The sequence below is a fragment of the Bartonella sp. CM31XJBT genome, assembly GCF_028618555.1.
Classification (GTDB): Bacteria; Pseudomonadota; Alphaproteobacteria; order Rhizobiales; family Rhizobiaceae; genus Bartonella.
This window is the reverse complement of sequence record NZ_JAQITD010000007.1, coordinates 1-25,736: the sequence shown is the minus strand read 5'-3', so window position 1 is coordinate 25,736 and position 25,736 is coordinate 1. Positions and strand designations below refer to the sequence as shown.

27 protein-coding genes, 1 tRNA gene and 1 other RNA gene are annotated in these 25,736 nt (G+C 40.5%); 16 read left to right on the top strand and 13 right to left on the bottom strand.

Annotated features, from left to right (window positions below):
- Positions 1-273 precede the first annotated feature (273 nt).
- A complete protein-coding gene (locus PVV63_RS04530; protein WP_273790846.1) occupies positions 274-435 on the top strand; it encodes a hypothetical protein in 162 nt (53 codons plus the stop codon).
- A 2-nt stretch (positions 436-437) separates the two neighbouring features.
- Here the strand turns inward: PVV63_RS04530 and PVV63_RS04525 are convergent.
- Positions 438-512 (bottom strand) — tRNA-Thr (locus PVV63_RS04525).
- A gap of 176 nt (positions 513-688) precedes the next feature.
- Here PVV63_RS04525 and PVV63_RS04520 point away from each other — a divergent pair.
- The 5 genes from PVV63_RS04520 to PVV63_RS04500 all read left to right on the top strand — a co-directional run bounded on the left by PVV63_RS04520 (position 689) and on the right by PVV63_RS04500 (position 4,377).
- The gene (locus tag PVV63_RS04520) at positions 689-841 is read left to right on the top strand and encodes a hypothetical protein (protein WP_273790845.1); all 153 of its coding nucleotides are present in this window, start codon (positions 689-691) and stop codon (positions 839-841) included.
- A 176-nt stretch (positions 842-1,017) separates the two neighbouring features.
- The gene (murA, locus tag PVV63_RS04515; protein ID WP_273790844.1) at positions 1,018-2,313 is read left to right on the top strand and encodes a UDP-N-acetylglucosamine 1-carboxyvinyltransferase; all 1,296 of its coding nucleotides are present in this window, start codon (positions 1,018-1,020) and stop codon (positions 2,311-2,313) included.
- Between the two features lie 333 nt (positions 2,314-2,646).
- Positions 2,647-3,105: a helix-turn-helix transcriptional regulator gene (locus PVV63_RS04510; protein ID WP_273790929.1), complete on the top strand. Its 459-nt coding sequence runs from the start codon at positions 2,647-2,649 to the stop codon at positions 3,103-3,105.
- A 243-nt stretch (positions 3,106-3,348) separates the two neighbouring features.
- Positions 3,349-3,741, top strand: coding sequence for a helix-turn-helix domain-containing protein (locus PVV63_RS04505; RefSeq protein ID WP_273790843.1), 393 nt, complete (start codon positions 3,349-3,351; stop codon positions 3,739-3,741).
- Positions 3,742-3,912: 171 nt separating this feature from the next.
- Positions 3,913-4,377: a helix-turn-helix domain-containing protein gene (locus PVV63_RS04500; RefSeq protein WP_273790842.1), complete on the top strand. Its 465-nt coding sequence runs from the start codon at positions 3,913-3,915 to the stop codon at positions 4,375-4,377.
- Positions 4,378-4,743: 366 nt separating this feature from the next.
- Here the strand turns inward: PVV63_RS04500 and PVV63_RS04495 are convergent, their stop codons facing one another.
- The 7 genes from PVV63_RS04495 to PVV63_RS04465 form a co-directional block, all read right to left on the bottom strand.
- Positions 4,744-5,565, bottom strand: a complete 822-nt coding sequence (locus tag PVV63_RS04495; RefSeq protein ID WP_273790841.1) for a TIGR00282 family metallophosphoesterase — start codon at positions 5,563-5,565, stop codon at positions 4,744-4,746.
- An 18-nt stretch (positions 5,566-5,583) separates the two neighbouring features.
- Positions 5,584-6,189 carry a 5-formyltetrahydrofolate cyclo-ligase gene (locus PVV63_RS04490; protein ID WP_273790928.1) on the bottom strand — a complete coding sequence of 202 codons (606 nt, stop codon included), beginning with the start codon at positions 6,187-6,189 and terminating at the stop codon, positions 5,584-5,586.
- 345 nt (positions 6,190-6,534) lie between these two features.
- Positions 6,535-6,695: non-coding RNA, 6S RNA (gene ssrS / locus PVV63_RS04485), on the bottom strand.
- Positions 6,696-8,083: 1,388 nt separating this feature from the next.
- Positions 8,084-8,869 carry a tetratricopeptide repeat protein gene (locus tag PVV63_RS04480; RefSeq protein WP_273790840.1) on the bottom strand — a complete coding sequence of 262 codons (786 nt, stop codon included), beginning with the start codon at positions 8,867-8,869 and terminating at the stop codon, positions 8,084-8,086.
- A 157-nt stretch (positions 8,870-9,026) separates the two neighbouring features.
- Entirely contained in the window at positions 9,027-9,152 is a 126-nt protein-coding gene (ykgO, locus tag PVV63_RS04475; RefSeq protein ID WP_004863016.1) for a type B 50S ribosomal protein L36, read from the bottom strand.
- A gap of 778 nt (positions 9,153-9,930) precedes the next feature.
- Positions 9,931-10,104 carry a hypothetical protein gene (locus PVV63_RS04470; RefSeq protein ID WP_273790839.1) on the bottom strand — a complete coding sequence of 58 codons (174 nt, stop codon included), beginning with the start codon at positions 10,102-10,104 and terminating at the stop codon, positions 9,931-9,933.
- Positions 10,097-10,471, bottom strand: a complete 375-nt coding sequence (locus PVV63_RS04465; protein WP_273790838.1) for a hypothetical protein — start codon at positions 10,469-10,471, stop codon at positions 10,097-10,099. Before PVV63_RS04465 ends, PVV63_RS04470 begins: the two co-directional genes overlap by 8 nt.
- 857 nt (positions 10,472-11,328) lie before the next feature.
- On the opposite strand from PVV63_RS04465, the gene PVV63_RS04460 reads away from it, so the two are divergent.
- On the top strand, positions 11,329-11,469 hold the full coding sequence (locus PVV63_RS04460; RefSeq protein ID WP_273790837.1) for a hypothetical protein: 141 nt from the start codon (positions 11,329-11,331) through the stop codon (positions 11,467-11,469).
- Positions 11,470-11,638: 169 nt separating this feature from the next.
- On the opposite strand, the gene PVV63_RS04455 is transcribed toward PVV63_RS04460, so the two are convergent.
- The gene (locus tag PVV63_RS04455) at positions 11,639-12,721 is read right to left on the bottom strand and encodes a 5-(carboxyamino)imidazole ribonucleotide synthase (RefSeq protein WP_273790927.1); all 1,083 of its coding nucleotides are present in this window, start codon (positions 12,719-12,721) and stop codon (positions 11,639-11,641) included.
- Positions 12,722-13,004: 283 nt separating this feature from the next.
- A complete protein-coding gene (gene purE, locus PVV63_RS04450) occupies positions 13,005-13,502 on the bottom strand; it encodes a 5-(carboxyamino)imidazole ribonucleotide mutase (RefSeq protein ID WP_273790836.1) in 498 nt (165 codons plus the stop codon).
- 825 nt (positions 13,503-14,327) lie between these two features.
- Between purE and PVV63_RS04445 the strand changes: the two genes are divergently transcribed.
- Both PVV63_RS04445 and PVV63_RS04440 read left to right on the top strand, forming a co-directional pair.
- A complete protein-coding gene (locus tag PVV63_RS04445) occupies positions 14,328-14,480 on the top strand; it encodes a DUF5993 family protein (RefSeq protein ID WP_273790835.1) in 153 nt (50 codons plus the stop codon).
- A 10-nt stretch (positions 14,481-14,490) separates the two neighbouring features.
- A complete protein-coding gene (locus PVV63_RS04440) occupies positions 14,491-15,066 on the top strand; it encodes a disulfide bond formation protein B (protein WP_273790834.1) in 576 nt (191 codons plus the stop codon).
- 754 nt (positions 15,067-15,820) lie between these two features.
- On the opposite strand, the gene PVV63_RS04435 is transcribed toward PVV63_RS04440, so the two are convergent.
- Together PVV63_RS04435 and PVV63_RS04430 are read right to left on the bottom strand one after the other, a co-directional pair.
- Positions 15,821-16,168: a hypothetical protein gene (locus tag PVV63_RS04435; RefSeq protein ID WP_273790833.1), complete on the bottom strand. Its 348-nt coding sequence runs from the start codon at positions 16,166-16,168 to the stop codon at positions 15,821-15,823.
- A gap of 908 nt (positions 16,169-17,076) precedes the next feature.
- Complete coding sequence (locus tag PVV63_RS04430) at positions 17,077-17,448, bottom strand: helix-turn-helix transcriptional regulator (protein ID WP_273790832.1); 372 nt, start codon at positions 17,446-17,448, stop codon at positions 17,077-17,079.
- A gap of 1,331 nt (positions 17,449-18,779) precedes the next feature.
- Here PVV63_RS04430 and PVV63_RS04425 point away from each other — a divergent pair.
- The 5 genes from PVV63_RS04425 (at position 18,780) to PVV63_RS04405 (ending at position 22,679) form a co-directional block, all read left to right on the top strand.
- Complete coding sequence (locus PVV63_RS04425) at positions 18,780-18,971, top strand: hypothetical protein (RefSeq protein WP_273790831.1); 192 nt, start codon at positions 18,780-18,782, stop codon at positions 18,969-18,971.
- 247 nt (positions 18,972-19,218) lie between these two features.
- Complete coding sequence (gene infA, locus PVV63_RS04420) at positions 19,219-19,437, top strand: translation initiation factor IF-1 (protein WP_004857577.1); 219 nt, start codon at positions 19,219-19,221, stop codon at positions 19,435-19,437.
- Between the two features lie 276 nt (positions 19,438-19,713).
- Positions 19,714-20,427 carry a Maf family nucleotide pyrophosphatase gene (locus PVV63_RS04415; protein ID WP_273790830.1) on the top strand — a complete coding sequence of 238 codons (714 nt, stop codon included), beginning with the start codon at positions 19,714-19,716 and terminating at the stop codon, positions 20,425-20,427.
- 21 nt (positions 20,428-20,448) lie between these two features.
- Complete coding sequence (gene yacG, locus PVV63_RS04410) at positions 20,449-20,730, top strand: DNA gyrase inhibitor YacG (RefSeq protein ID WP_273790829.1); 282 nt, start codon at positions 20,449-20,451, stop codon at positions 20,728-20,730.
- A gap of 740 nt (positions 20,731-21,470) precedes the next feature.
- Complete coding sequence (locus tag PVV63_RS04405) at positions 21,471-22,679, top strand: MFS transporter (protein ID WP_273790926.1); 1,209 nt, start codon at positions 21,471-21,473, stop codon at positions 22,677-22,679.
- Between the two features lie 430 nt (positions 22,680-23,109).
- On the opposite strand, the gene PVV63_RS04400 is transcribed toward PVV63_RS04405, so the two are convergent.
- The gene (locus tag PVV63_RS04400; RefSeq protein WP_273790925.1) at positions 23,110-23,481 is read right to left on the bottom strand and encodes a helix-turn-helix transcriptional regulator; all 372 of its coding nucleotides are present in this window, start codon (positions 23,479-23,481) and stop codon (positions 23,110-23,112) included.
- A gap of 1,468 nt (positions 23,482-24,949) precedes the next feature.
- On the opposite strand from PVV63_RS04400, the gene PVV63_RS04395 reads away from it, so the two are divergent.
- Entirely contained in the window at positions 24,950-25,084 is a 135-nt protein-coding gene (locus PVV63_RS04395) for a hypothetical protein (RefSeq protein ID WP_273790828.1), read from the top strand.
- 118 nt (positions 25,085-25,202) lie between these two features.
- The gene (locus PVV63_RS04390; protein ID WP_273790827.1) at positions 25,203-25,331 is read left to right on the top strand and encodes a hypothetical protein; all 129 of its coding nucleotides are present in this window, start codon (positions 25,203-25,205) and stop codon (positions 25,329-25,331) included.
- The last annotated feature ends 405 nt before the right edge of the window (positions 25,332-25,736 follow it).

Here is a 25,736-nt window from a genome sequence, read left to right as displayed (position 1 = left end):
TTCTTATTCAAACGCTCTTATATTGAAACAAGTAAAATCGTTTGTCTGCATATTACAAGTGGGGTGAGCTTGTGGGGAAAATATTCAAGAAATAAAAATGCCTATACCGTCTCAAGTGCCAAGAGCTGTTGCAACAGTGAGGCTTGGCAAAGTGGAGGATAGGGCAAATCTTACAGAAAGGAAAGAGGGAGAGGCAAGGAAAAAGGGGGAAGCCAATGGGAGGGGGGCTATTCTTTGGGGTGTGTCAATTTCAAAAGCCGCTCATAAAGCATTTTGGAGATTAAGCGTGTCATTGAAGCCATTGATTTTGTAGCCATTGAAGCGCATGGTTTAAAGGATGGAGGATTTGATGAAGCCAATGGAGGCTGGGGGAAAAAATTGAGGTTTATAGAGAAGGCTTATAGGGGAAAGAAGAGAGAGGCAAAAGAAGAATAAAATGGTGCTGCGAGAGAGGATTGAACTCTCGACCTCTCCCTTACCAAGGGAGTGCTCTACCACTGAGCTACCGCAGCCCTTTTCAATCTTTGCGCTGTCTTGTGCCATATTGTCAGAAAATAGGCAAGAGAACATTTGTATATTCTTGCAAGAAAACGTATCTTATGTCATGACATATGTTTCTTATATGCTTAAATATTTAAGGTTATGAGTTGCTTGGATAGAAGCTCAACACTGTTTAAAAGGTTGCGCAATGACACAAATGTATCAAAAACAAAAACAAAATGAAATGAATCATCAAGATGAAAAAGCAAAACGACGTCAAGAAAGATTGGCGCAACAATTGCGTCAAAACCTGAAACGTCGAAAAGAACAATGCCGAAAAAGAGCACAAACAGAGCTCTAAAATGCAAAAAGCTCTAAAATGCAAAAAAATGTTTTTTAGTGAAGCTTTGCAACCAAACTTCTCAATAATTTGTTCTCATATTTAGAATGCGTTCTAAAACGATTAATAAAGCATAACTTCCCGAAGGGGGACAATCCTTTGGAAGGGCAGGCACAAAGGAAAAGAGGGAAAACACTATGGATTCTATTCAAATTGTTGGGGGAGAAAAACTTAAAGGAACAATTCCTATATCAGGAGCAAAAAATGCTGCCTTGCCTCTTATGATTGCGGCGCTTTTGACAGAAGAAACGCTTACTTTAGAAAATATTCCTCATCTGGCCGATGTCGAATTGCTTATTCGTATTCTCAATAATCATGGTGTGGGATATGCCGTTGATGGACAAGAGTTTAACGATGAATGTGTGAATTCAAGAACAATTCATTTTACGGCGCAAAAAATAGCCACAACACGGGCGCCATACGAACTGGTGAAAAAAATGCGTGCAAGCTTTTGGGTTATCGGACCTCTGCTTGCACGATGCGCAGAGGCTTATGTTTCGCTTCCTGGAGGATGTGCTATTGGAACAAGACCTGTCGATTTTATCCTTGAAGGACTCAAAACTTTAGGCGCACAGATTTCGATCGAAAATGGATATGTTCATGCAAAAGCGCCAAGGGGCTTAAAAGGTGCTCACTATCGTTTCCCTAAAGTCACTGTTGGGGGAACCCATGTGCTGCTGATGGCGGCGACAACGGCAAAGGGAACAACCGTTCTTGAGAATGCGGCTTGTGAGCCAGAAGTGACAAACCTTATTCGAACCCTGAATGCTATGGGGGCTCAAATAACCGGTGAAGGAACAACAACGCTTACAATTGAAGGGGTGAAAAAACTTAAAGGGACAAAAATACGCGTTATTGCTGATCGAATCGAAGCGGGGACATATGCAATGGCTGTTGCTATGACAGGAGGAGATGTCTTTCTTAAAAATGCAAATCCTAATCATCTCACAAAAGTGCTTAAGGTGCTCCAAAAAACAGGACTCGAGATTCAAATAGAACCTCAAGGAATTCATGTTAAGCGAAATCCAAAGAACACCAAAATTATGCCCGTTGATATTAAAACAGGACCTTATCCTGCTTTTCCAACCGATCTCCAAGCCCAATTCATGGCGCTCATGACACGGGCTGAAGGAACCGCGCATATTACAGAGACGGTTTTCGAAAATCGTTTTATGCATGTTCAAGAACTCAATCGCTTAGGAGCACAGATAAAGCTTGATGGGCAGACGGCAACCGTCTATGGAACAGAGAATTTGCAAGGGGCTCCCGTTATGGCGACGGATTTGCGTGCTTCTGTTTCTCTTGTGATTGCAGCATTGGCGGCAAAGGGGGAAACAATCGTCAATCGTGTCTATCATCTTGATCGTGGATTTGAGAGATTAGAAGAAAAATTAGTCCGTTGTGGCGCAAAAATCCAACGCATCACAGTGTAATTCTCTTCGAAGGTATTCGGTCTGCCTTTAAGGGGTTTGATCTCAAGAAGCAAGCTTTGTTCATTTTCTCAATAAACGCGGGGCTTATCTCATGGTTTTGGAGCTTTTACGAGCGGGCATAAAAGTTTGAGAGGCGGGTGGGGCTCATAAAACAAACAAATAGAGACTGTTTTTAAATTTTATTGCTAATTTCATGAAATTACTTTATTGGTAAGAGAATGTTTTGGTCGTCTACGCAGCGATCAACAGGGAATGAAAGACCCTAAACTTGAGACACGTATTTATCCAGCTTTATGGATATCCCGGATTTCCGGGAGCTTTTGTTATGTCCAGGTGCTCTCTAGCACTAAAAGCAAAAGGCTGAGTCAAGTTTCAGCTCTTTCAACTCCCGGAATACCAATGCGAGGGCGCTCGCAACCGGCAGGGGAGCTTGAAGTGAAAGCTAAAAATCCACACTTTAACGACATTTCGATAGGCAGAAAAATTCGCTTTAAAAGAACAATGATCGGAATGTCGCAAAAGCAATTAGGCAGTCAGTTAGGTGTGACTTTTCAACAAATCCCAAAATATGAAAAAGGCTCTAATCGTATAGGAGCTGGGCGTTTACAAGAAATTGCTGATATTCTCAATGTTCCCATTTCTTTTTTTTACGCTGATCTCTCAACAAAGGAAAATGCTTTGTATCCTTGTGATGAAAGGATCGGAAGTAAAGAAGAGCAAGTCCTTTTGAAAAGTTTTAGAGAGCTCAAACCTAAGAAACAGAAGGCATTTTTGTGTTTGATTGTCTCATGAGATAAAAACACTGTTTTAAATTTATTGCTAATTTCATGAAATTACTTTATAAATAACACTGTAACTTTGGTCGTCTACGCAACGATCAGTAGGGTCTGAAAGCCCTAAAGTTCAGTACATAAGATTAGCCTACTCTTGTGGGTTTCCCGGGATTCCGGGAGTTTTTGCCATGTCCAGGTGCGATGAGCACTAAAAGCAAAAAAAGCTGACTGAACTCAGTACTTTCAGACTCCCGGAATACCAATGCGAGGGCGCTCGCAACCGGCAGGGGAGCTTGAAGTGAAAGCTAAAAATCCACACTTTAACGACATTTCGATAGGCAGAAAAATTCGCTTTAAAAGAACAATGATCGGAATGTCGCAAAAGCAATTAGGCAGTCAGTTAGGTGTGACTTTTCAACAAATCCAAAAATATGAAAAAGGCTCTAATCGTATAGGAGCTGGGCGTTTACAAGAAATTGCCGATATTCTCAATGTTCCTATTTCTTTTTTCTACTCCGATCTCTCAACAAAAGAAAATGTCTTGTATTGCTGTGATGAAAGGATTTCAAGTAAAGAAGAGCATATCCTTTTGAAAAGTTTTAGAGAGCTTAAACCTAAAAAGCAGAAGGCAATTTTGTGTTTGATTGTCTCATGAGATAAAAACACTGTTTTAAATTTTATTGCTGGTCTCCAGAAATTATTTTATGAACAAGCACCAGGGTTCTCGTCGTACAGTGTGGTTGAATGGTGGAACCCAAAGCCTGAAAATCCAAGATGAAACATTAGCCTGCTTTATAAGTATCGCGAGATTCCGGGAGTTTTTGCCATGTCCAAGTGCGCTCTAGCACTAAAAGCAAAAAAGCTGACTGAACTCAGTGTTTTTGACTCCCGGAATACGCATAAGAGGCGCTCGCAACCGGTAGGGGAGCTTGAAGTGAAAGCTAAAAATCCACACTTTAACGACATTGCGATAGGCAGAAAAATTCGCTTTAAAAGAACAATGCTGGGAATGTCGCAAAAGAAATTAGGCAGCCAGTTAGGTGTGACTTTTCAACAAATCCAAAAATATGAAAAAGGCTCTAATCGTATAGGAGCTGGGCGTTTACAAGAAATTGCCGATATTCTCAATGTTCCCATTTCTTTTTTTTACGCTGATCTCTCAACAAAAGAAAATGCTTTGTATTACTGTGATGAAAGAATCGGAAGTAAAGAAGAGCATATCCTTTTGAAAAGTTTTAGAGAGCTCAAACCTAAAAAGCAGAAAGCAATTTTAAGATTAAATTTTCGTTAGAATCAAAAAAAAATTAAAGAGGCTCTTGCTAAATAATAAATTATTATATAAAGCTTTTTCTAGAGAAGGGGGTTAACATTTCTCCTCCCCCCCCCCGCAGAAATGTCCAAATAAAACCTCCTTCTCATCATTTTAAAAATCACGAAAATTTTTATCCTTTATCTTTTATCCTTTTAAAAAGAGTGACTTATTTGTGCTAGAAAAGTTGCTGTATTAGGCAAATTGGAGGGCGGGGTGTTTTTAGGATTTGGGAAGGGCTTGAAAAATCATCTTGCCAAATAGAGTTCTCAAAAGGAAATCTTGGAGAGCAATCATCCAAAGGGCGCACAGTGGAGAGCGATCATCAAAGGGGCGGCTTAAAAGAAGCTACCAAAAATCCGGAACTTCAGGCTTTAAATGAGGACCAATCCGTACCGCTGAGACCTTTTCTGCTAAACCGGTGCGATCTGAAATCTCAACCGCTAAACCACAAAGGGTGGCGGGACCACACGCCGGTTCAAAACGGTCTTGCTTCGTCTTATAAAGAAAACGGTGTAAGGGTTCTTCTTTATCCATTCCAAGAGAGGAGTTATAATCTCCACACATGCCTGCATCTGTTAAATAGGCGCTCCCACCTTCTAAGATCTGCGCGTCAGCCGTGGGAATGTGCGTATGTGTGCCAACGATAACACTCACACGACCATCCAGAAAATGGCCTAAACATTGCTTCTCGCTTGTCGTTTCTGCGTGAAAGTCAAAAATAATCGTATCGGCTTGCTCCATCAACGAACAGGCAAGAAGAATATTTTCCGCTGTTTCAAATGGATCTTCTACTTTGCACGGCATAAAAACGTTGCCCAACAGATTGGCGACAAGAACACGGGCGCCATTTTTTGCCGTAAAAACACCAGCACCTTTTCCGGGAGTTTCTTTCGAAAAATTGGCAGGGCGTAAAAAACGATCACTCTCATGGGCATACTGCAATGCTTCTTTGTGAGAAAAAGCATGATTGCCCGTGGTGACAACATCAACACCGGTCATCAAAAGATCTTGATATGTCTCTTGCTTAAGACCAAAACCACCAGAGGCATTTTCACCATTTACCACAACAAAATCAAGCTGCCATTTCTCAATCAGTTGAGGAAGGTGTTCAAAAACAGCTTTACAGCCTGTGCTACCAACAATGTCACCTAAAAATAAAAAACGCATAGGCGCTTTAATCACACTTTAACATTTTAAGAAACCTTTTTCTGTAAAAATTCCTTGTACTTGTAGATCATGTTCTGCTGCGGGAATAGAGAAAACCTCCTGACATGAAAACCCTATGCCCCATAATGTCATTTGATGCCCTTGTTTTTCAAGAGCTTCAACCGCACGGTCATAGTATCCTCCTCCATAGCCAAGACGGTGACAGTGACGATCAAACGCAGAAAGCGGAACAATAATATTATTGGGGACAACAACCTCATTGTCGGCGCTGGGACCAAAGGTGCCAAAACGCATGGGCTCTAAAATCGTGCTGGGCGAAAATGCACGGAAAATCATGGTGGTGGAATCAAGAACTGCTGGTAAGGCTAAATGCCCACCGCGTAACGCTACAGCATCCAGTAAAGGACGCGGGTCAATTTCCGATTTAATGGGCCAATAGCCTGCTAAAATGAGGCGTGAAAAATCGGTTCCCTTCTTTTCAAGGTATTCAATAAAGTGGCAACAAGCACGTTGCGAAAAGAGTGCACGCTCTTCTGTTAAAAGAGCATCACGACGCGATAAACCGCTTTTGCGTTGCTGTGTGCGAAGAGATGAAGCAGATTCACAGAGGGGATTATTTGTCATTGTCTCGTCAATTGTTTTATAAGATGCTGGTATTTTATCCATTGTTGGCGTTTTGTAAATCTCTGTTAGGACAAGAGCTGTGCTCATGAAAAAAAGCATGAAAAAAAGTGTGTGCTCTTTATAGGGGGTATCTTGGTGCAACAAGCTGCTTTTGCGTTGCTTGCGTGCGAAGGGGTGAAGCAGATTCACAGAGGGGATTATTTTGTCAGTGCTGTCTGTTTTATAAAATAAAGCCCCTCGTCATTTTTATTTCTTGAAAAGAGAGTATCGTCATTGGTCTTATGTAAAAGGACGCTCTCAATTTTAGCTGGAAAAATTTTTATGCAAAAAAGTTATACAAATAAAGGGTGATCCACAACAGCCGATGGAAAAAGCTGATCCCGGGAACCTATACAAATAGGTGGGCGCCATATGAAAAAGCCCACGGGCTTGATCAGGGACAGCTCCCTTGGAGATCATTAAGGTCTCAGGAATACGTTATTTCCTGTCGAGAAGCGCAGAACACCCTCCTTAATATAAAACAATTTCAGAGTTTCTGCTAGAGATAAAATAACCTCGCTCTCTTCTTTTTCATAAAGTATTTCAGGAGAGATTGATGATATTGTTGGTGGTTGCTCGAAATGGCTGTATGATGGATGGCTTATTCAAAGTAAAAAAGCAAAAAATATGAGTGGGGGTGGGTGTTTGAGTGACGTAGAACGGTTTATTGGCAATGGCTTGATTGGCTCTTTTGGGACAATGCTTGATTTTTATGTTTCGCGGGAATACTTGGAGGAGCTTTGAAGAGAATATTTCTTATTCAAGGATGTTGGTTGAACTGGTGTTGCACCTTTGAAGTTTTTGCCTTGTGAAGCCATATTTCAGGGCTGTTTTATCAACTTTGAGGGGGGGAGGAGAGCCGATACGGTATGTGCTGCTATGGTTGAAGCTTAAAAATAAAAAACAGATGATGATAGTTTATCAGAGGCGCTAAGCGATGTTGTAAGCTTTTTTAAAAAAGTATTTTTTGAGGATCGTGTTTACAAATTTTTTTTATCCATGATGGAAGGTGTGAAAAGAAGAAACGGCTGAAGAGGACTCAAGCGTGAAGCGTTTGCTTGCTATGAGAGAAATTCTGTAGGGGGTATATTGGAAATGTTTGGACGCTGCCTGCAATACAAAAAAGGTCCAAATTCAAAAAAGGCACTGTCAATTGTGTGTGGGGGGTGTGGTTATAAGCAGGGGGCTTTTAATTTATTGAGTGGAATGTGAAGCCGGCTTGCGTTTTATCTAGGTTTGAAAGGATGCCGTAAAGTGTCTCGTTCTTGAATGGTTTTAAAGAGCTTGGGGTGATTGTTCGTCTAACAGAGCTTGCACGCGCTTTTGAATTCTGCGCATTTGTGGAGTGTAATCCAATGCTGTTTCATCAATCTTAAGAGCCAAGTTTTGGACGCTCTGTTGCTTCCATGGTAATGGCTAAGTTTCAAAAAAAGGCACTGTCAATTGTGTGTGTGGGGTGTGGTTATAAGCAGGGGGCTTTTAGTTTATTGAGTGGAATGTGAAGCCGGCTTGCGTTTTATCTAGGTTTGAAAGGATGCCGTAAAGTGTCTCGTTCTTGAATGGTTTTAAAGAGCTTGGGGTGATTGTTCGTCTAATAGAGCTTGCACGCGCTTTTGAATTCTGCGCATTTGTGGAGTGTAATCCAATGCTGTTTCATCAATCTTAAGAGCCAAGTTTTGGACGCTCTGTTGCTTCCATGGTAATGGCTAAGTTTCAAAAAAAGGCACTGTCAATTGTGTGTGGGGGGTGTGGTTATAAGCAGGGGGCTTTTAGTTTATTGAGTGGAATGTGAAGCCGGCTTGCGTCTTATCTAGGTTTGAAAGGATGCCGTAAAGTGTCTTGTTCTTGAATGGTTTTAAAGAGCTTGGGGTGATTGTTCGTCTAACAGAGCTTGCACGCGCTTTTGAATTCTGCGCATTTGTGGATAGTAATCCAATGCTGTTTCATAAGCTTTAAGAGCAAGTTTTGGACGCTCCGTTGCTTCCATGACAACGCCAAGTTCAAAAAAAGCACTATAATTGCGCGGCTCAAGTTCAAGAGCATGGTTGAGATCAAGCAGGGCAAGCTTGAAATCGTTCAGTTGAATGTGAATCCAAGCACGCCTTACCCAAGCTTCAGAATGAGTAGGTAAAAGTGCAAGAGCATTGTCAATATAATCAAGCGCAAGTCCATAATCATCGCTGTTGAGTGCATTTTCAGCCCATGACATTAAAAGATCAATCGTCTCACTCCCCGATTGGGACCATAAATGTTGAAGTTGTTGACTGATCTTTTTCGCTTTAGCAACATCAGCACAATATTTCAATTCTTTGAGTAAACGTGAAATTTCTGCTTCTTTGCGTTGCTTAACTCTGTCAACATGGGAAAGCTGCTCTTTGTCAAGATCTTCAAGAATAACCGCCGAGGAATCAGAATCGGAGGGCGTTGAGGAAGGGGGAGGAGAATTGGGAATAAGATCATCTAACGGTAAAAGCGATTGTGGAGAAGGCCGATCTTCAGGAAGAGAAGGAGGATTTTGCCCATAGCTCGAGGGAACAAAACAAAAAACGCCAACAAAAAAAAGAAAAAACGCGCGCTGAAAAATACAGAAAAAACGCAGCTGAAAAAATCGAAAGGCTTTAAAAAAAATAAAAGAATCCATAAAAACAAGCCCCCAAAAGATAAATCACCAAATATTATCAAATACTAGACTTGTAATCAACGGACTTATAACCAAAAAAACGCAAGAAAAAACTTTTAAGCCTACAATAAAAGTAGGCATAAAAACATTGACCTTAAAGAAATTAGCCCTAAAAGAATTAGCCCTGACGTGCTCTAAAACGTGGGTTCGTTTTATTAAGAATATAAACACGACCCTTACGACGCACCAAACGATTGTTACGGTGGCGCTCTTTTAGTGCTTTAAGCGAATTTTTAATTTTCATCATATTCACCGTTTAAATAGTTTACGTAACACAATACTATAATACTATAATACAACACTAAAATATAATACCACAACCCCAATAGACTGCTTACTCTATGAGCATTGCATTGCGATATCGTACTTGCATTATAACATCACACGATACACTTTTTCACTGTGATCACAAAAAGAAAAGCGCACTCTTAAGGTACGCACTAACCACTTCATTAGCACAACGATAAGTGAAAATTGCAAAAAAAGTAGGAGAGATCTAGCAAGAAGTCTTATTCTTGTCAAGGGTATATCCCTTACAAATTCCTTAGGGTGTGTTAATGGTTGCCTTGAAGGTAAAAATTTTCTCGTAAAAAAAGGACACAAAAAAGCACAAAGAGTGGAAAAAAGTAAAAGCCTTTTCAGCTTTAAACAAATAAGCTCTGTTAGGGAGTGTTGAAAGATCAGGAGCGCTGTTGAGCCGTTGGATTGTTGAAGTTGGTGTGGTTTTTTTGTCGTTAAGGGCAAGGGGGGCTTCTTAAAACGCAAGGGGCTTGTTTGTGGGGGCTTGTGAAGCCCTGTCAGGTGCGTGCGCCGGCTGAAATGCTTGAAGTGGGGGAAGAGGGGGCGCCGTTGGAATTGTTTCTTGTATTTGTGTACGCCGTGCCTATAGTTTCAAACGTCCCCTTATGAAAAATCTCATACCCTCAATATGGGCCTTCAATAACTGGGAATCACATTAAATACGTCTAGAAATATGAAAATAAGAATTATGGTATTTTAATACCACGTTTTTCACGATTTTTTTATTTATTAATTTCTTTATTCCATTTTTGAATTGCTAAGTTTAGTCCTGTAAGCGCTTTACGGTACAGTTTTCGATATTTAATGGTAGAATAAACAAGCCAAACGGATAATGTTATTATTGCACAACCGACAATGATCCCTAGAATGCGCCCTAATATTATAGCTTCAGTCATTTTCTCTCCTTATTGTATTTTGATTAGCAACCGCTTCGTCTAGTTGTTTCATTACTTTTTTCAGTTTCTTCTTTACTATGATCCGTAGCACCAAAAAGATTGGTATCGAACCGTACAGAATTAATGCGCATATCAGCCCGATTGCAGTTGCTACATTCATCTGAGGTTTATCCGCACTGCCTAATATTGAGAGGAAAATGTATAAACAGACGCTTATAAAAATTATGAATATAAACTCTCTCAGTGAAACAACACCAGCCTTTAATGTTTCCTTAACTTCTTTTTGGATATCGAGGACTAAGTCCCATTGAGAAGATGTATCATTTTGTTCTTTTGGTGATGCATTTGATAGGTTTGGTTTTGTCATGTTGATATTCGTTTGTTTCTTGAAGGTTTTGTCTTTTGATAAAGCGAATAACTCAGTTTCTCAGACTATTTTTATGAAATGAAAAAAGATTTCTGTACTTGTTAAAATGATAATACGAATGACTTGCTACGTCTGTAGCGCATCTTCCCTTTATTATTATGAGGCATGTACAATTTTTCGTGCCGCTGTATAAAAGATTCGTTTTGTGAGTACAATTATATTTTATCACTAAACTACAGGCGAAGAGGCATTTAATATTGAAGTGTTTAGCCGGTTGAATTTACTTAAGAAAAGCTTGATTGTTGACAGATCGGCACAGGAATCTTCGTCCTTGAGCGCGGTTAGGCGCTCAAATTTGAATAACGTAATTTTATAGGGGAAAGAACGAAGGCGATAGACATAACGAAGGTGACAAATATTACAGATATTAAAGTGAGTGATATTTTAAACGGTTGTTGTTTTAGAGTGTAAGCTAAATTTACGGTTTTCTTTCGGTGTGTAGTTGTATGTTTATCTGCTATTTTAAGCTTTATTGCGAAATGAAATAAGGAGAGACGCTTCAAGCTCTAGAAAATACGACACAGGTAATATCGCCTTATGAGGGGAGAGAGGATATTGCTATGATGGATAAGCTTAGTACTGTAATTATATCTTTGACATGAAACTCAAGGGGTGGTGCGGAGCGGCGCTTGGCACTTTTGTGAAAGAATGAACACAAGAAGGGAGACTAGAGGCAATGAGAACGCATTGTTAGAATGTTCTCTATAGGCTGCAAGAGGTAAGTTTATCCTCTAAAGGTTGGAATTAAAAGGCCTAAAGATTGGCATTAAAAGAAAAATGAAGGGGCTGCGTATGTTATGGGGGAATATTTATGCGGTGGAAGGTGGAGGGGTGATGAACTTGGGGGCTGGTGGATTGTTTTTAGCCGTGGGGGGACTTTTTTGAGAAAAGGAGGAGGAGCTGTTGGATTGTTGATTGGTGTGGTTTTGTATCTTTGAGGGTGGGGGCATGGAAGAGAAGGAGCTTGTAGGAGGGCTTCACGCCCTTTCAGGGCGAATTAAAAGGTTAGGGGCGCTGTTGAAGCCGCGGGATATCGGTGTGGGGTGAAGCTTTGTTTTTTCAGTTCATTGGGGGATAGTGTGAAAAAGCATTTGTATGTATGTGGGCTTAAGATTTGTTGGCTGGTCCCAATAATTGGATGACGTGCCCCATTTTGCGGTGGGGGTGAACAGTGCTTTTGCCATATAAATGGATCGAGGTGCGCTCTTGCTTCAGAAAATATTTTAACGTGCTAAAATTGTTACCAAGAAGATTGGTCATTTGGCAATCGCTATGGCGATAGGGACTGCCTAAGGGAAGCCCGCAAATAGCACGGATATGCTGTTCAAATTGTGAAGTTATGCATGCCTTTTGTGTCCAATGACCAGAATTATGGACACGCGGCGCTAATTCATTCACTAAAAGATGACCATCCGTTAAGACAAAAAACTCAATACAAAGAACACCAACATAATCGAGGGCATCCATGACTGTTAAGCTGATTTCTTGAGCTGCTTTTTGCACGTCAAGTGGTATATGGGATGGAACAAAGGATTTATGAAGAATTCCGTGTTTGTGTTGGTTTTCAGGGCAATCATAAAAAATATGTTCCCCTTGTTTTGTGCGGGCAGAAAGAACCGAAATTTCCGATAAAAAAGGAACTATTTCTTCCAAAATACAAGGCTGTTCCTGAAAAGTCCTTAAGGCTTCGTCAAGGGTTTGTTCATTGGGGTGATCAAGCTTGATCTGGTTTTTTCCGTCATAACCAAAACGACGCGTCTTTAAAAGACCACGTCCGCCTAAAGTATCAAGAGCGGAAAGAAGAGAAGAAGAATTGTCAATAGCGTGCCATGACGCGGTGCCAATCCCTTGATCACGCAAAAATTGCTTCTCAAAAAGTCGATCTTGTGTGATCTCTAATGCTTTGGAAGAAGGATAAACAGGCTTACTCTTTTCTACATATTGAACCGTTTGAAGAGAAAGATTTTCAAATTCATAGCTGACAACATCACATTGAGAAATAAAATGATCTAAAGCTGATGTATCGTCATAGGAGGAAACAATATGGTTGTTTGCTGTTTGAGCGGCTGGGCAATCGGCCTCAGGGCAAAAAATAACGGTTCGAAATCCTAATTCTGCGGCCGCTATGGCGAGCATCCGTGCTAATTGTCCGCCCCCGATTAAACCAATGACGCTGCCTGGAGGTAACATGGTGGAGGGAGTGGCGTTGGCTGAGGGAGTGGTGTTGGAGGAGAGGGTGGCGTTGGCTGAGGGAGTAGTGTTGGCTGAGGGAGTGGTGTTGGCTGAGGGAGTAGTGTTGGCTGAGGGAGTGGTGTTGGCTGAGGGGGCGGCGTTGGCTGAGGGGGCGGTGTTGGCTGAAGGGGTGGCGTTGGCTGAGGGGGCGGTGTTGGAGGAGAGAGTGGTGTTGGCTGAAGGGGCAGTGTTGGCTGAGGGAGTAGTGTTGGCTGAGGGGGCGTTGAAAAACGGTGCCATTTTAAACCTCCGTTACAGGCGTTTGGGCAACATTGGCTGTTTGTTGTTGACGCCAATCTTCTAATCGTTGGGCGAGATCATGGTCATAAACGGCCATAACGGCTGCGGCTAAAAGTGCTGCATTAATTGCGCCTGCTTTGCCAATTGCTAATGTGCCAACGGGTATCCCTGCTGGCATTTGCACGATTGAAAGCAAAGAATCTTGACCAGAAAGAGAATGAGAATGCACTGGAACGCCAAAAACAGGAAGAGGAGTAAGGGCTGCTAACATACCTGGAAGATGCGCTGCACCCCCCGCTCCGGCAATTAAAACTTTAAACCCTGCTTCTTTTGCTTCTTTTGCAAATTGATAAAGGCGTTCAGGAGTTCGGTGTGCTGAGACAATATGCGAACTATGAGAAATACCAAGACTCGTCAAAATATCTGCACTATGGCACATCGTTTGCCAATCCGATTGGCTCCCCATTAAAATCGCGACATCACATGATTTTTTCATCATTCACTATCCTTTTCAAAGGTTCAATGCGATTCTTTATCATTATTTTTTTAAAGTTTTATATTCTCTTTGCAAAGCCAATTGATGACAGAGAAACAGTTATTTTTCAAATAAGGTGGAAAGCTAAAAATTTAAAGGGGGAGACCAAGAGATGAAAAACTAAAGTATTGAAGGCATGAAGCACTTCTTTTTTTGGGGGGAGATGAATTTTGAGGAGAGGTGTTAAGGGGTGGTGTTGGATCCATGAGGCTGTTAAGCTTGCGGCATTGTAAAAGGGAAAAATATATTGGGAAAAATACATTGATTATAAGTTTTTTAAAAAAATGTCTTACTTTTTATTTGCTAAAATAAACAAGATCACCATATGATATAAAATCTGTTGCAATTTGAAACATTGCTTATGAGAAAAAGAGATTTTTATGGCGAAAATGCGTTGCAAAGTGAGGATATTCTTTTGAGAAATAAGGATATTCTTTTGAGAAATAAAGAGATGTATATCTCTCGATTTCAAAGCCTATTTATTTTGTTGTTCAAGTGATTCTTTTGTGAGTGGGGGGATATAATCTTTATAATTGTCAATATATATTTAACAATGGCTGATATTAAGGGGAAGCGAATAATCAACGCTTTTGTGCTTTTAACGCTTTTGTTGCGATCTGTTTCTTAGCGATTATATCGTTTTTTCCCTTAAATATAATGGCAATATCAATCGCGAATGACGAATTGTGAATAATAAATCCATGGTCTCTTTTTTGCCCAATTTTGTAATATGGTGAATGCTGAAATAAATAAGAGTTAAACAACGGATGTAAAGGAGATTTAAAAGCTATGTTTCTTCCATTTTTAATCGCTTTAGGTACTGCTGTAACGACTATGTGTGGTAAAAAAAATATAAGTTATGCTTTGTGGGCAATTTTATTCGTTGTCATTCTTCTCACTTTCAATCATCACGCAACTTCTACTTTAAATTTATCTTTTTGAGAGAATAGCCATGGAACATGTTGAACAAAAAAACCCTCACTTCGTCATCTTTATGAATACGCTAGGACTCTTGGGGTTATCCATTGTCTTGGTGGTGGCTTTTTATTATCAATTGGTAAAGTTTGAGTTACCTTGTCCCCTTTGTTTGCTGCAGCGCGTTGGATTGATACTGGCAGGTTGTGGGTTCTTGCTCAATATTCACCATAAGGTGAAAAATACCCATTATGGTATGGTTATTCTCGGTTGTATGGTAACCAGTGCTGTGGCAGCACGACAAGTGTTTTTGCATATCACACCCGATGATTTAGGATACGGTTCAACGTTCTTTGGATTGCATTTTTATACTTGGGCTTTCATTATTTCTGTCCTTTGTATCTTTGCTGTCTCATTTGTCATGATTTTAGGCGAATTGGCACACAAGTTCAAAGAATTTTCTCCTTTTCCAGTCTTGAGTAAAGCAGCAAGTTTCTTATTTGTATTTTTGATTGCGGCAAATTTGATTTCTACCATACTGGAATGTGGTGGTGGGCAATGTGCCGATGATCCTGTAAGGTATGAGTTGTTATCAAGTTGGTTCCCTTCATAGTTTCGAATTTGTTTAATAATCCCTCATCGTAATTTTTATTGTTAAAGAGGCGGAATATTTAAAAATCCGCTTCTTTTTTATTTATTGGGAAGACATTTTAGCAAGATTGTTCGATAATCTGATCTTTTATACTAACGCTGGCTTTTATGAGCGCTGGCGATTGATATTTTTTTAGCGAAGACTTGTACTGTGCACCTTTTATGCTGTCTTTTGAGAGAGATGAAGGGATTGATTGGCTTGGAGGCGTTTGTAGAGAAGCCCCGGACTGCTGAGCCACGTGGGTTAAGAAGCCTCGTTTTTTTAGAGCATTAACGATAAAAAATTTTTGTTCTTGATTTTTCGTAACATTGTGTTAAATAAGTTTTTGTATTCATTTTGGTGCTTCTAAAGCGTTTTTATTGCTTCTAGAGGGATTAATTTAAAATTTTGAAAGTTATGTGAATAATTTTCTGCAGAGGTTTGTTTATTAGAGGCAAACCTTTTTTTTTATCTAAGTTTTAGATGTTCTCTTTCAGTGTGAAGCCTTTTTTAGAAAAAGGTAAGCGTCTTGATGATGACTCTCTTCTTTATTAATATATTGATTTATAATGATAAATAACCATTCTTAACATAAAGCACTTCGCTGAATATAATAAAAATTTCTCATCACCAGTTCTCTCATATTAAATCAATTAAAATTACTTGCTTGTACATCATAAGTGGTGGGGCGTGCATGTGGGGCAAAACTGTACAAGAAAGGCATGCCTTTAATGAATTATCTCTTGAACCGAAGGCTGTCTGCAACATTGGGAGCTGGCAGAGTTTTTGTGATGATGCCAGCCTTGTTCTTCCATAAGCGTAAACTTGTTTCTCCATAAGCGTAAAGATAAGGGGGCTGAATGGATTTTATACACTTCATGGGGGCTTTAACCATTCCTTTACGGGCGGCGTTTTGCAAAATGGGTGTGACGAGCGTTGAGAGATCTTTCTTTAAAATAAGCGTGTGAATATGCAACGCAAGTCTATTCCTTTTGGTGCGTTTTGTATTACGAAAAAATATTGACTTATAAGGATAAGTTATCGTTGCGAATGTTGAATGAGAAAAACGAAAAGCTTCTCTCATCTCAAACTTTCTTATAGTCAATTAATTAAATGTACTCTTCTACGTTACAAAAAAGCACTGGATGTAAATAAAAATTCTTTTAAAAGTCGTAAAATGCTTCTTACAACCCCTTTTGATGGCTAGAATTTGTCAAAAAATTTTATGCTGGTCAATACAAATAATAGGGCAGTTTATATCTATGATTTAAGTGAAAATAGGGGGGATTTAGATGAAAAGGGAGGCGAGATTTTAATGACAGTTGTTGAATACGTTATTGTGTAATGCATTTTTTACAGATTTTCTGCTTTCTGTAAATGCGTAAAAGCGTAAAAACGGAAATATGTAAAAAAGGAAGCTGGGACTTTATGCGTGGTGTATGATTTTATCATGGTATGGAATGTGGAGAGAAGATTTGGGGGGATGAAGAGGCGGGGGTGTTGACGAGAGAGGGTGTGGGGATGAAGAGGTGGGTTGTGTTGATGGGAGAGGAGAGAGGGTGTGGGGGTGAAGAGTTTATGAAGGGAAGGGGGAAGTTGGGATGAAGCGAGGGAGGGGGAGTTGGGATGAAGAGGCGGGTGTGTTGACCAGAGAGGAGAGAGGGTGTGGGGAAAGTTGCTTTTGAAGTGAGATTGACCGGTGCTTTGTGTGATCTTACTTTAGGATAGCGAAGGGGCAAGAATATTTTAAAATAGGACGTATCTGTCGCGTTTGATGCAACATCATTCTTTGTGGTGTTGTGATCTGAAGTGCTTGGGGGAGATTGGCTAGGCAAGAAGCTGTATTGTTGACAAACCTATGTTTACAAAGTGGTGCGAGGGGAATTTGAAAGTTTCATTTGGCTGCTTTCTGTAAATGTGGAGAAGCATCAAAACGTTGATCCGTAAAATGTAAAATGATGCGGAGGATTTATGCTTTGTGTGCGCTTTTGCTTAATCAGAAATCAACCATAAGATTGCTTTTTGTTTTTTCGGCTGGAGCTCTCTAAAATTTTTCAAAAGTGAATGTTCTTTTTCGCTGTATGTTTCTTGATCATGGTGTGAGGCAATTTTTTCTACTGAGACATCTTCTTTTGTCACAATGTCTGCATAAAAAAAGCTCATGGGAACTTGTAGTTTTTGAGCGATTTTGAGTAAACACCCTGCGCTTACACGATTGAAGCCTTTTTCATATTTTTGGATTTGTTGGAAACTGACGCCTAAATAGTTTCCTAATGCTTTTTGAGAAAGCCTCATGGCAATTCTTCTTTGACGAATTCTTTTGCCTATCAAAATGTCGATAAAATTTGGATTTTTGGTTTGCACTTCAAGCCCCCCTCCGGTTGCGAGCGCCCTCGCATTGGTATTCCGGGAGTCTAAAAGTACTGAGCTTAATCAGCTTTTTGCTTTTAGTGCGGAAACGCACCTGGACATAGCAAAATCTCCCGGAATTCCGGGATACCCGCAATGCGGGATAAATTTATGTATTAAGCTTTCGGGCTTTTAGCTCCCTATTTGATCGTTGCGTGGACGATCAAAAACACGTGCTTATCAATAAAGTAATTTCAGGAGATTGGCAAGAAAAATCAAAATAATCTCAAAGACTATAAGATTGGGTACTTTTTAAAAAAGTGCGAAATATGGATTATAAATCGCGTTTTTTTGCTATCAAAATATCGATAAAATTTGGATTTTTGGTTTGCACTTCAAGCCCCCCTCCGGTTGCGAGCGCCCTCGCATTGGTATTCCGGGAGGTTGGATTCACTGAACTTAAACAGTCTCTTGTTTTTAGTGCTTAAAGCACTTGGACATAACAAAAGCCCCCGGAATTTCCGGGATACTCGCAATGCGGGATAAATTTATGTATTAAGCTTTCGGGCTTTTAGCTCCCTATTGGTCGTTGCGTATACGACCAAACTTACACTTTAAGTGATAAAGTAATTTCAGAAGATTGGCAAATAAAAATAGTTTTTATTTATAAACTTTATTTTTTAATGAGAGGCTTTCCGCCTCTCAAACTCTCCGGAACGCTCACCAAAATCATGAGATCAGACCCGCGTTTAATGAGGGGACTAACAATCCTAGGTTCTTAAGGTCAAGGAGACCATTACATGGCGCCTAACGGCGTCCTTGACCCAAGAACTTAACGGCTTGTTTTGTCCCTCTCACGCGGCTCCGAAATCATGATTAGAAGGGGAGCTTATAGGGGTGGTGATATCCGGCATATCAATTTATCAACGTGTTTTTTTAGAGTGTGATGAATATTTTAGGCTGGATTTTTTTGTCGTGTTTGATGAAATAAGCTCGTTTGAGGGTGGGTGATCTGAAGTGCTTGGGGGAGATTGGCTAGGCAAGAGGCTGGGTTAATACTATTGTTTATAGAGCGGCGAGGGGTGGAAGTTTCATTTGGCTTTATTCTGTGAATCTGTAAAAGCGTGAAAACGTATATTCGTGAAAAAGGAAAGGCTTTATGTTGTTAGGGGCGTTGTGGTTAATGATACGCAATGTATGGGGATCGTGTTTTCGAAGGTAGGGAGAGCAACATAAATGAAAGGAGTGGCTTAGAGGAAATGTGTGGAGAGAGAGAAAATGGGGCAAGGGTGTACGGGAATACATAGAGTGTGTAGGGGGGCGGTGAAGCATGTTGTGAATGGTGTGTGAAGAATGGAGAAGGTTTTGAAAAAGGAGGGGGCTTTTGGTGTGGGGAGTGGTGTTTATCTGAAGGGCGCATGTTTAAGGTGTGGAAGGCGGAAGGTGAGGAAAAGTTGGAGGGAGGAGGATTGTTTGTAAGTTGTGGAGGGATTAGTCAGAGGTATTGGGAAAATGCTTTAGGGGAAAAATTAGCGTAATTTCTTGTCATACTGAAACCAAAATCATCATAAAAATTGAAGGAAATTAGCGGGTAAAATTGGTGGAGAGAAAGTTTTGATTCTTAAGGTGTGAGGTGATGTTTTTTGAGAACATGAGAGAGTAAACTTGAAAAACCTTTCCCTTTTTGTGGAATTTTTATTCACAAACTTAAGAAAATAGGGTATGAACGCTGGAAATAACGCGCAGCTTAACAAAATATGTGCACTGTAAAGGAAATGTTTGTTTATGTCAAAAGAAGAAGTTTTAGAATTTTCTGGTATCGTTACTGAACTCTTACCTAACGCGATGTTTCGTGTGAAACTGGAAAATGATCATGAAATTATTGCCCATACCGCTGGTAGAATGCGGAAAAATCGTATACGGGTGTTGGCCGGTGATAAAATCATGGTGGAAATGACACCTTATGATTTGACAAAAGGGCGTATTACATATCGCTATAAGTAGCCTCGTGGGTGGCTTGTGCTTTTTTCTAAAAGCTATCATATTATTTCTATTATTTTTTAACAGTTTTTTAGTTTGCTTTTCATGAGTGAGAAAAGGGAAGTATTTGAAGGTCCTTGAAAAACTGTAAAATCAATGCAAAAAAAGGATAAGGAGATTAATGGTGAAAAGGGGCGCTTAAAAGGGAGTGCTTAAAAAGGGGGTGCGTAAAAGGGGGTGCTTAAAAAGGGGGTGCTTAAAAAGGGGGGTGAGAGGGAAGTCAATTGTGAAGGGGTGGAAATGAGAAATATAAGAGAGTGGGGGGAAAAACGTTTGGCAGATACTCTTACAGAAGAAATTCATTTGGTGCTTGCCTCCGCTTCGCCAAGGCGTTTAGCGCTCTTGGCACAAATAGGGATTGATCCGCAGCAGGTTTATGCAAGTGATATTGATGAAACACCAAAATTAAAAGAACATCCTGCAAAGCTTGCCAAACGTTTGGCAAAAGAAAAAGCGCTGAAAGCCCAAGAGATTTTGCGCTGGTACAGTCAGAATGGTCAAGACGAGTTGCAGAATGGTCAAGAAAAATTACCTGGACAGAAAATGATTATCTTAGCGGCTGATACGGTGGTGGCTGTGGGGCGGACCATTCTCCCCAAACCAGAAAGCGAGGATGAGGCTTATGAATGTTTACGATACCTTTCTGGGCGTTCGCATAAGGTCTATGGCGCCATTTGTGCGCTCAATGAACATGGAAAAATAACCGTAAAATTGGTTGAAAGTCGTGTCCGTTTTAGACGCTTAACCTCTGCCATGATGAAGGCTTACCTTGCTTCAGGAGAATGGCAAGGGAAAGCGGGTGGCTACGCTATCCAAGGAAAAGCCGGTGCTTTTGTTGTCTATATCAGGGGGTCTTATTCTAATGTTGTGGGATTGCCTTTGGCTGAAACAGCCGATCTCTTGATCGCTTATCACTATCCACTTTTCACTCACTGGGCTGAAGAAACGCATTAGAAAAACTGTAAGGCAAGTTCAATGCAAGGTGAAAAGCAACAAAAAGAGAAAAAAAATGAAAAAAAAGGAACAGAAGAAAAGTTAATGAACGAGCAGAAGACAAAGGTGCGCCAAGAACAAAAAGAGCTAAATTTGCAAAAAGAGACCCGTCCTCCGCATCCTTGTCCTATTTGTGGTCAAATGTCACAAAAATCTTCATATCCTTTTTGTTCCACACGGTGCCGAGCCATTGATCTTAATCGTTGGCTTTCAGGCTCTTATATTTTACCGCCTCCTCCACAGAAAAGTGATGAAGAAGAATAAAGGGGTCTTCCTCTTGAGAAGAGGACGCTCAGAGCGTTTTTTTGTGTGGGAGCTAAAGGAAGGCGCGCGGGATTATCCTATATCAATGGATTCAAGAGCTGGATTAACGGCTTGGTTATTGTCGTCATTCGCAAAGACGCAGATTAAGTTCAATCAACGATGGAAGTTTTAATACATATCTAAGACTTATCCCCAGTGGTTTTGTTACCATGGATAATTATAAATTGCCTTTTGGTGCTTTGTTGCGTGAAAGTTGTTGATGCTTTTAGGGTGTGAGAAAAAATTGATCATCTAATCAGTATTGCTAACGAAAAAGAAGGGGTGCGTGTTTTGGTGCAAAGAGGTGGGGCAATAAAAAATCGCTTGTTGGTGCTTTGTTGCGTGAAAGTTGTTGGTGCTTTTAGGGTGTAAGAAAAAATTGATCATCTAATCAGTATTGCTAACGAAAAAAGAAGGGGCGCGTGTTTTGGTGCAAAGAGGTGGGGCAATAAAAAATCGCTTGTTGGTGCTTTGTTGCGTGAAAGTTGTTGATGCTTTTAGGGTGTGAGGAAAAATTGATAGTTCAATCAGTATTGCTAACGAAAAAAGAGGGGGAGTGTGTTTTGGTGCAAAGAGGTGGGGCAATAAAAAATCGCTTGTTGGTGCTTTGTTGCGTGAAAGTTGTTGGTGCTTTTAGGGTGTGAGAAAAAATTGATAGTTCAATCAGTATTGCTAACGAAAAAGAAGGGGTGCGTGTTTTGGTGCAAAGAGGTGGGGCAATAAAAAATCGCTTGTTGGTGCTTTTGCTGGGTAATGGTATGGTGTCATTTGGGGGCTGGATTGATTATATCGTGATTTTGACCGTATCTGTGTTCACTTGGAAAGCTAATCAATATGATGTCGCTTTTATTGGAGCGGCAACATTATTCCCTGGTATCGTTCTGTCGAAGCCAATTGGAATGTTGGTAAGTCACCGTTCTATGATCCATTGGTTGCGGGCGTCACTGCTGTTACGGGCGCTATGTACTGTCGGTTTATTGCTGGCGACGAGTCTGCAAGGATTTATTATACTGGCAGTTATTCGAGCGACATTCAACAGTCTAGCCATGCCTGCAATTTCCGTTCTTAGTGCAAATTCTGTGCCTGAACACGGACGGACTCGTTACTATTCTGTGCTTAACATGATCAATAGCGCAGCAAAGATGATAGGACCTGCTTTGGGGAGTGCTCTGTCTGTACTTTTATCAGATACCTATACTTTATTATTTTCTGGTTTTTTGACATTGCTAGGCTTTATCGTGTTTTGTTGTCTTGGTGCACAACCTGTCTCGTCGCTAAGAATAAAAAAAGCGAATACCACGCAAGCACAGCAGAGGCTTTATGGGACAGCTTGGTATGCCTATGTGGCGGTGGTGTTTGTGTATTTTGCCATGGTCTTTATGGTGAATAATCAGTTGCCCGTTATTCTCAGCACAATGAAAATGAATAAACAGACTCTTGGAATGCTGGTATCTGCTTCAGCGATTGGTAATTTTCTCTATGGGTTTTGGCGTGTGAAACAATCAAAGCATAAACCCCTTACAGGCAAAATATCGGAGTTGTTAATGCCGGCAATGTCAACAATGATTGGTTTTGTCTTGATCTCAGTGTGCTTTTTTTACTTTGATTTACTCCGTATTGAGACTTTGTTGCTTTGTTTTTTCCTTATTGGAATGGTTAGCGCTTACTTTTCCATATCTTCTAATGTTTATCTGGTAAGCAATTTCAATGAACAGATTGGATTGGCTTCCGGCTGGGTGCAGTCTATACAAAATTTAGCTATGTTGGTGGCGCCGTTTGTTGGAGCGTTTGTTTTAGGTCACACTTCGGCTGGAAAATTGTTCCTTCTTTCTGGATTGAGTGGATTATTCTGTTTATTGGCTATCAGGATATTGGTGAACCGTTCTTTGTCTATTGTTCGATCTCAATGATTGGCTCATCAACGAAACAAATGTTTTAAATCATTTTTCTGAGGTTTAGAGGACGTGGAGATAATCCAACATAGAGCAGCTTTTTCAACGTTATAGATTCAATTTTTGATTTTTACTTAACCGCTCATATTTTTGTTTTTTTTCGGGGCTTTGTTTTCTTGACACTGTTCTACCGTCTCGTAAACTCAATAGGGGGCATGGTTTTGAGCGATAATGTCATTTTTGTTTAACTCCGCTTTGCTACGAATAGTCAAACTTAAAAACTCAGCTGCTAATCCTCAATCAGCTTGGCTTGACGCAATAATGGAAACAGAAAACAAGCTATAGTGTGAATTATCTTATATGCCATAAAACATCACTCTTGGAGGTATGGTGATATCAGGTATGGGAAACTTTAGGCAGAGGGGTATGTTAATTGTTGCTCTTTTTCCTAATCAGAAATCAACCACAAGATTGCTTTTTGTTTTTTTGGCTGGAGGTCTCTAAAGTTTTTCAAAAGAGTGTGTTCTTTTTCGCTATAGGTTTCTTGATCACGGAGTGGGGTATTTTTTTTTGTTGAGATATCTTCTTTTGTAGCAATGTCTGCATAAAAAAAGCTTATAGGAACTTCCAGTTTTTGGGCGATTTTGAGTAAACATCCTGCGCTTACACGATTGAAGCCTTTTTCGTATTTTTGGATTTGTTGAAAACTGACACCTAAATGGCTTCCTAATTCTTTTTGGGAAAGGCTCATTGAAATGCGTCTGTGGCGGATTCTTTTGCCTATCAGAATGTCGATAAAATTTGGATTTTTAGTTGGCACTTCAAGCCCCCCCTCCGGTTGCGAGCGCCCTCGCATTGGTATTCCGGGAGTCAAAATACTGAGCTCTAGTCAGTTTTTTTGCTTTTAGTGCTTAAAGCACCTGGACATGGCAAAAACTCCCGGAATTCCGGGACACCCACAAGAGTGGGCTCATTTTACGCTAGAGCTTAGGGTTTTTGAATCCCTCTTGATCGCTGCGTAGACGATCAAAAAACATTTTTTAATTTGTAAAGTAATTTCAGAAGATTGGCAAGAGAAATGAAAATAATCTCAAAGAGACTATATGATTGGGTACTTTTTAAAAAAGTGCGAAATATGGATTATAAATCGCGTCTTTTGCTTAATCAGAAATGTCGATAAAATTTGGATTTTTGGTTGGCACTTAAAGCTCCCCTCCGGTTGCGAGCGCCCTCGCATTGGTATTCCGGGAGGTTGAAAATACTGAACCTAAATCAGCTTTTTGCTTTTAGTGCTTAAAGCACCTGGACATAGCAAAATCTCCCGGAATCCGGGAAACCCACAAGAGTAGGCTCATTTTTACGCTAGGGTTTAGGGCTTTCAGTTCCCTTTGGTCGCTGCGTAGACGATCAAAATGACACTTTAAGTGATAAAGTAATTTCAGAAGATTGGCAAGAGAAATGAAAATAATCTCAAAGAGATTATATGATTGGGTACTTTTTAAAAAAGTGCGAAATATGGATTATAAATCGCGTCTTTTGCTTAATCAGAAATGTCGATAAAATTTGGATTTTTGGTTGGCACTTCAAGCCCCCCCTCCGGTTGCGAGCGCCCTCGCATTGGTATTCCGGGAGCAACAAGTACTGAACCCTAGTCAGCTTTTTGCTTTTAGTGCGGAAACGCACCTGGACATAGCAAAAAACTCCCGGAATTCCGGGATACCCACAAGAGTAGGCTCAATTGTACGCTAGGGTTTAGGGCCTGTTTTCCCTGTTGATCGCTGCGTAGACGATCAAAATGACACTTTAAGTGATAAAGTAATTTCAGAAGATTGGCAAGAACAATCAAAAATTTTCTATTCTGTTATGCCATAAAACGGCGCTATTTGGAGGGGTGTGATATCAGCATATCAATATTCACATTTAGGCGTTTTTTAGAGTGTGTGATAAATGTTTTAGGCTGGACTTATCTGTCTAGTCTAATGAAACAGTTTCGTTTGTGGGGTGGGTGATAACTATACAAAGTAATCAGTAGGGGGCCTTTGAGATAAGAAGTTGGATTGTTTACAGAACAGTGTTTACAAAGCGGTGTGGAGTGGTGAACCTTTCGTTGGCTTTGTTCTGTAAAGATGTAAAAGCGTAAAAATGTATATCCGTAAAAGTGAAGCGGAGGATTTGTGGATTTATATATTGTGCGTGTTTTGGTTACGTTGGGCTTTTGTCTGACATAGAATGTGGTGAGAGGATTGGGGGAGGTGCCAGACTGGAAGAGAAATGGAGAGTGTTGTTGAGTGCGTTGGTTGGAGAAGAGTGTGGGAGGAATGGAAGGTGATCTGAAACGAATGCGTGGTCAGTGGTGGAAACTTGCTAGACAAGTATTTGAATTATTTACAGAACAGTGTTTACAAAGCGGTGTGGGGTGGTAAGCCTTTCCTTGGCTTCGTTCTGTAAAGATGTAAAAGCGTAAAAATGTGTTTGTGAGAAAGGAGTGGGGGGCTATGTGTTGTGTGTGTTTTTGTCATGGTGAGAAATGTGGCGAGATAAATGAGGGAAAGAGTCTGTGAATGGAAGTTGGGAGGAAGAGTGCTGTTAAGTTGTGAGTGTGTGACGGGAGAGCAAAACGGGAAGGGAGAATGGAGAGAGTGCGCATGGATAGGAGGAGAGTGTTGGTAAGGCGGTGGTGCAAAGAGATGCGTGAAGGAATGGTGATTTAAGGAGATAGAGCTTGATTTGTTGAGCCTGATGAAGTGCTGTCGTTTGAGGAGGGGAGTCTGAAGACGGGGGACTAGGCAAAAAGCTGGGTTCTTTTACAGAACAGTGTTTACAAAGCGGTGTGGGGTGGTGAACCTTTCGTTGGCTTCGTTCTGTAAAGATGTAAAAGCGTAAAAATGTGTTTGTGAGAAAGGAGTGGGGGGCTATGTGTTGTGTGTGTTTTTGTCATGGTGAGAAATGTGGCGAGATAAATGAGGGAAAGAGTCTGTGAATGGAAGTTGGGAGGAAGAGTGCTGTTAAGTTGTGAGTGTGTGACGGGAGAGCAAAACGGGAAGGGAGAATGGAGAGAGTGCGCATGGATAGGAG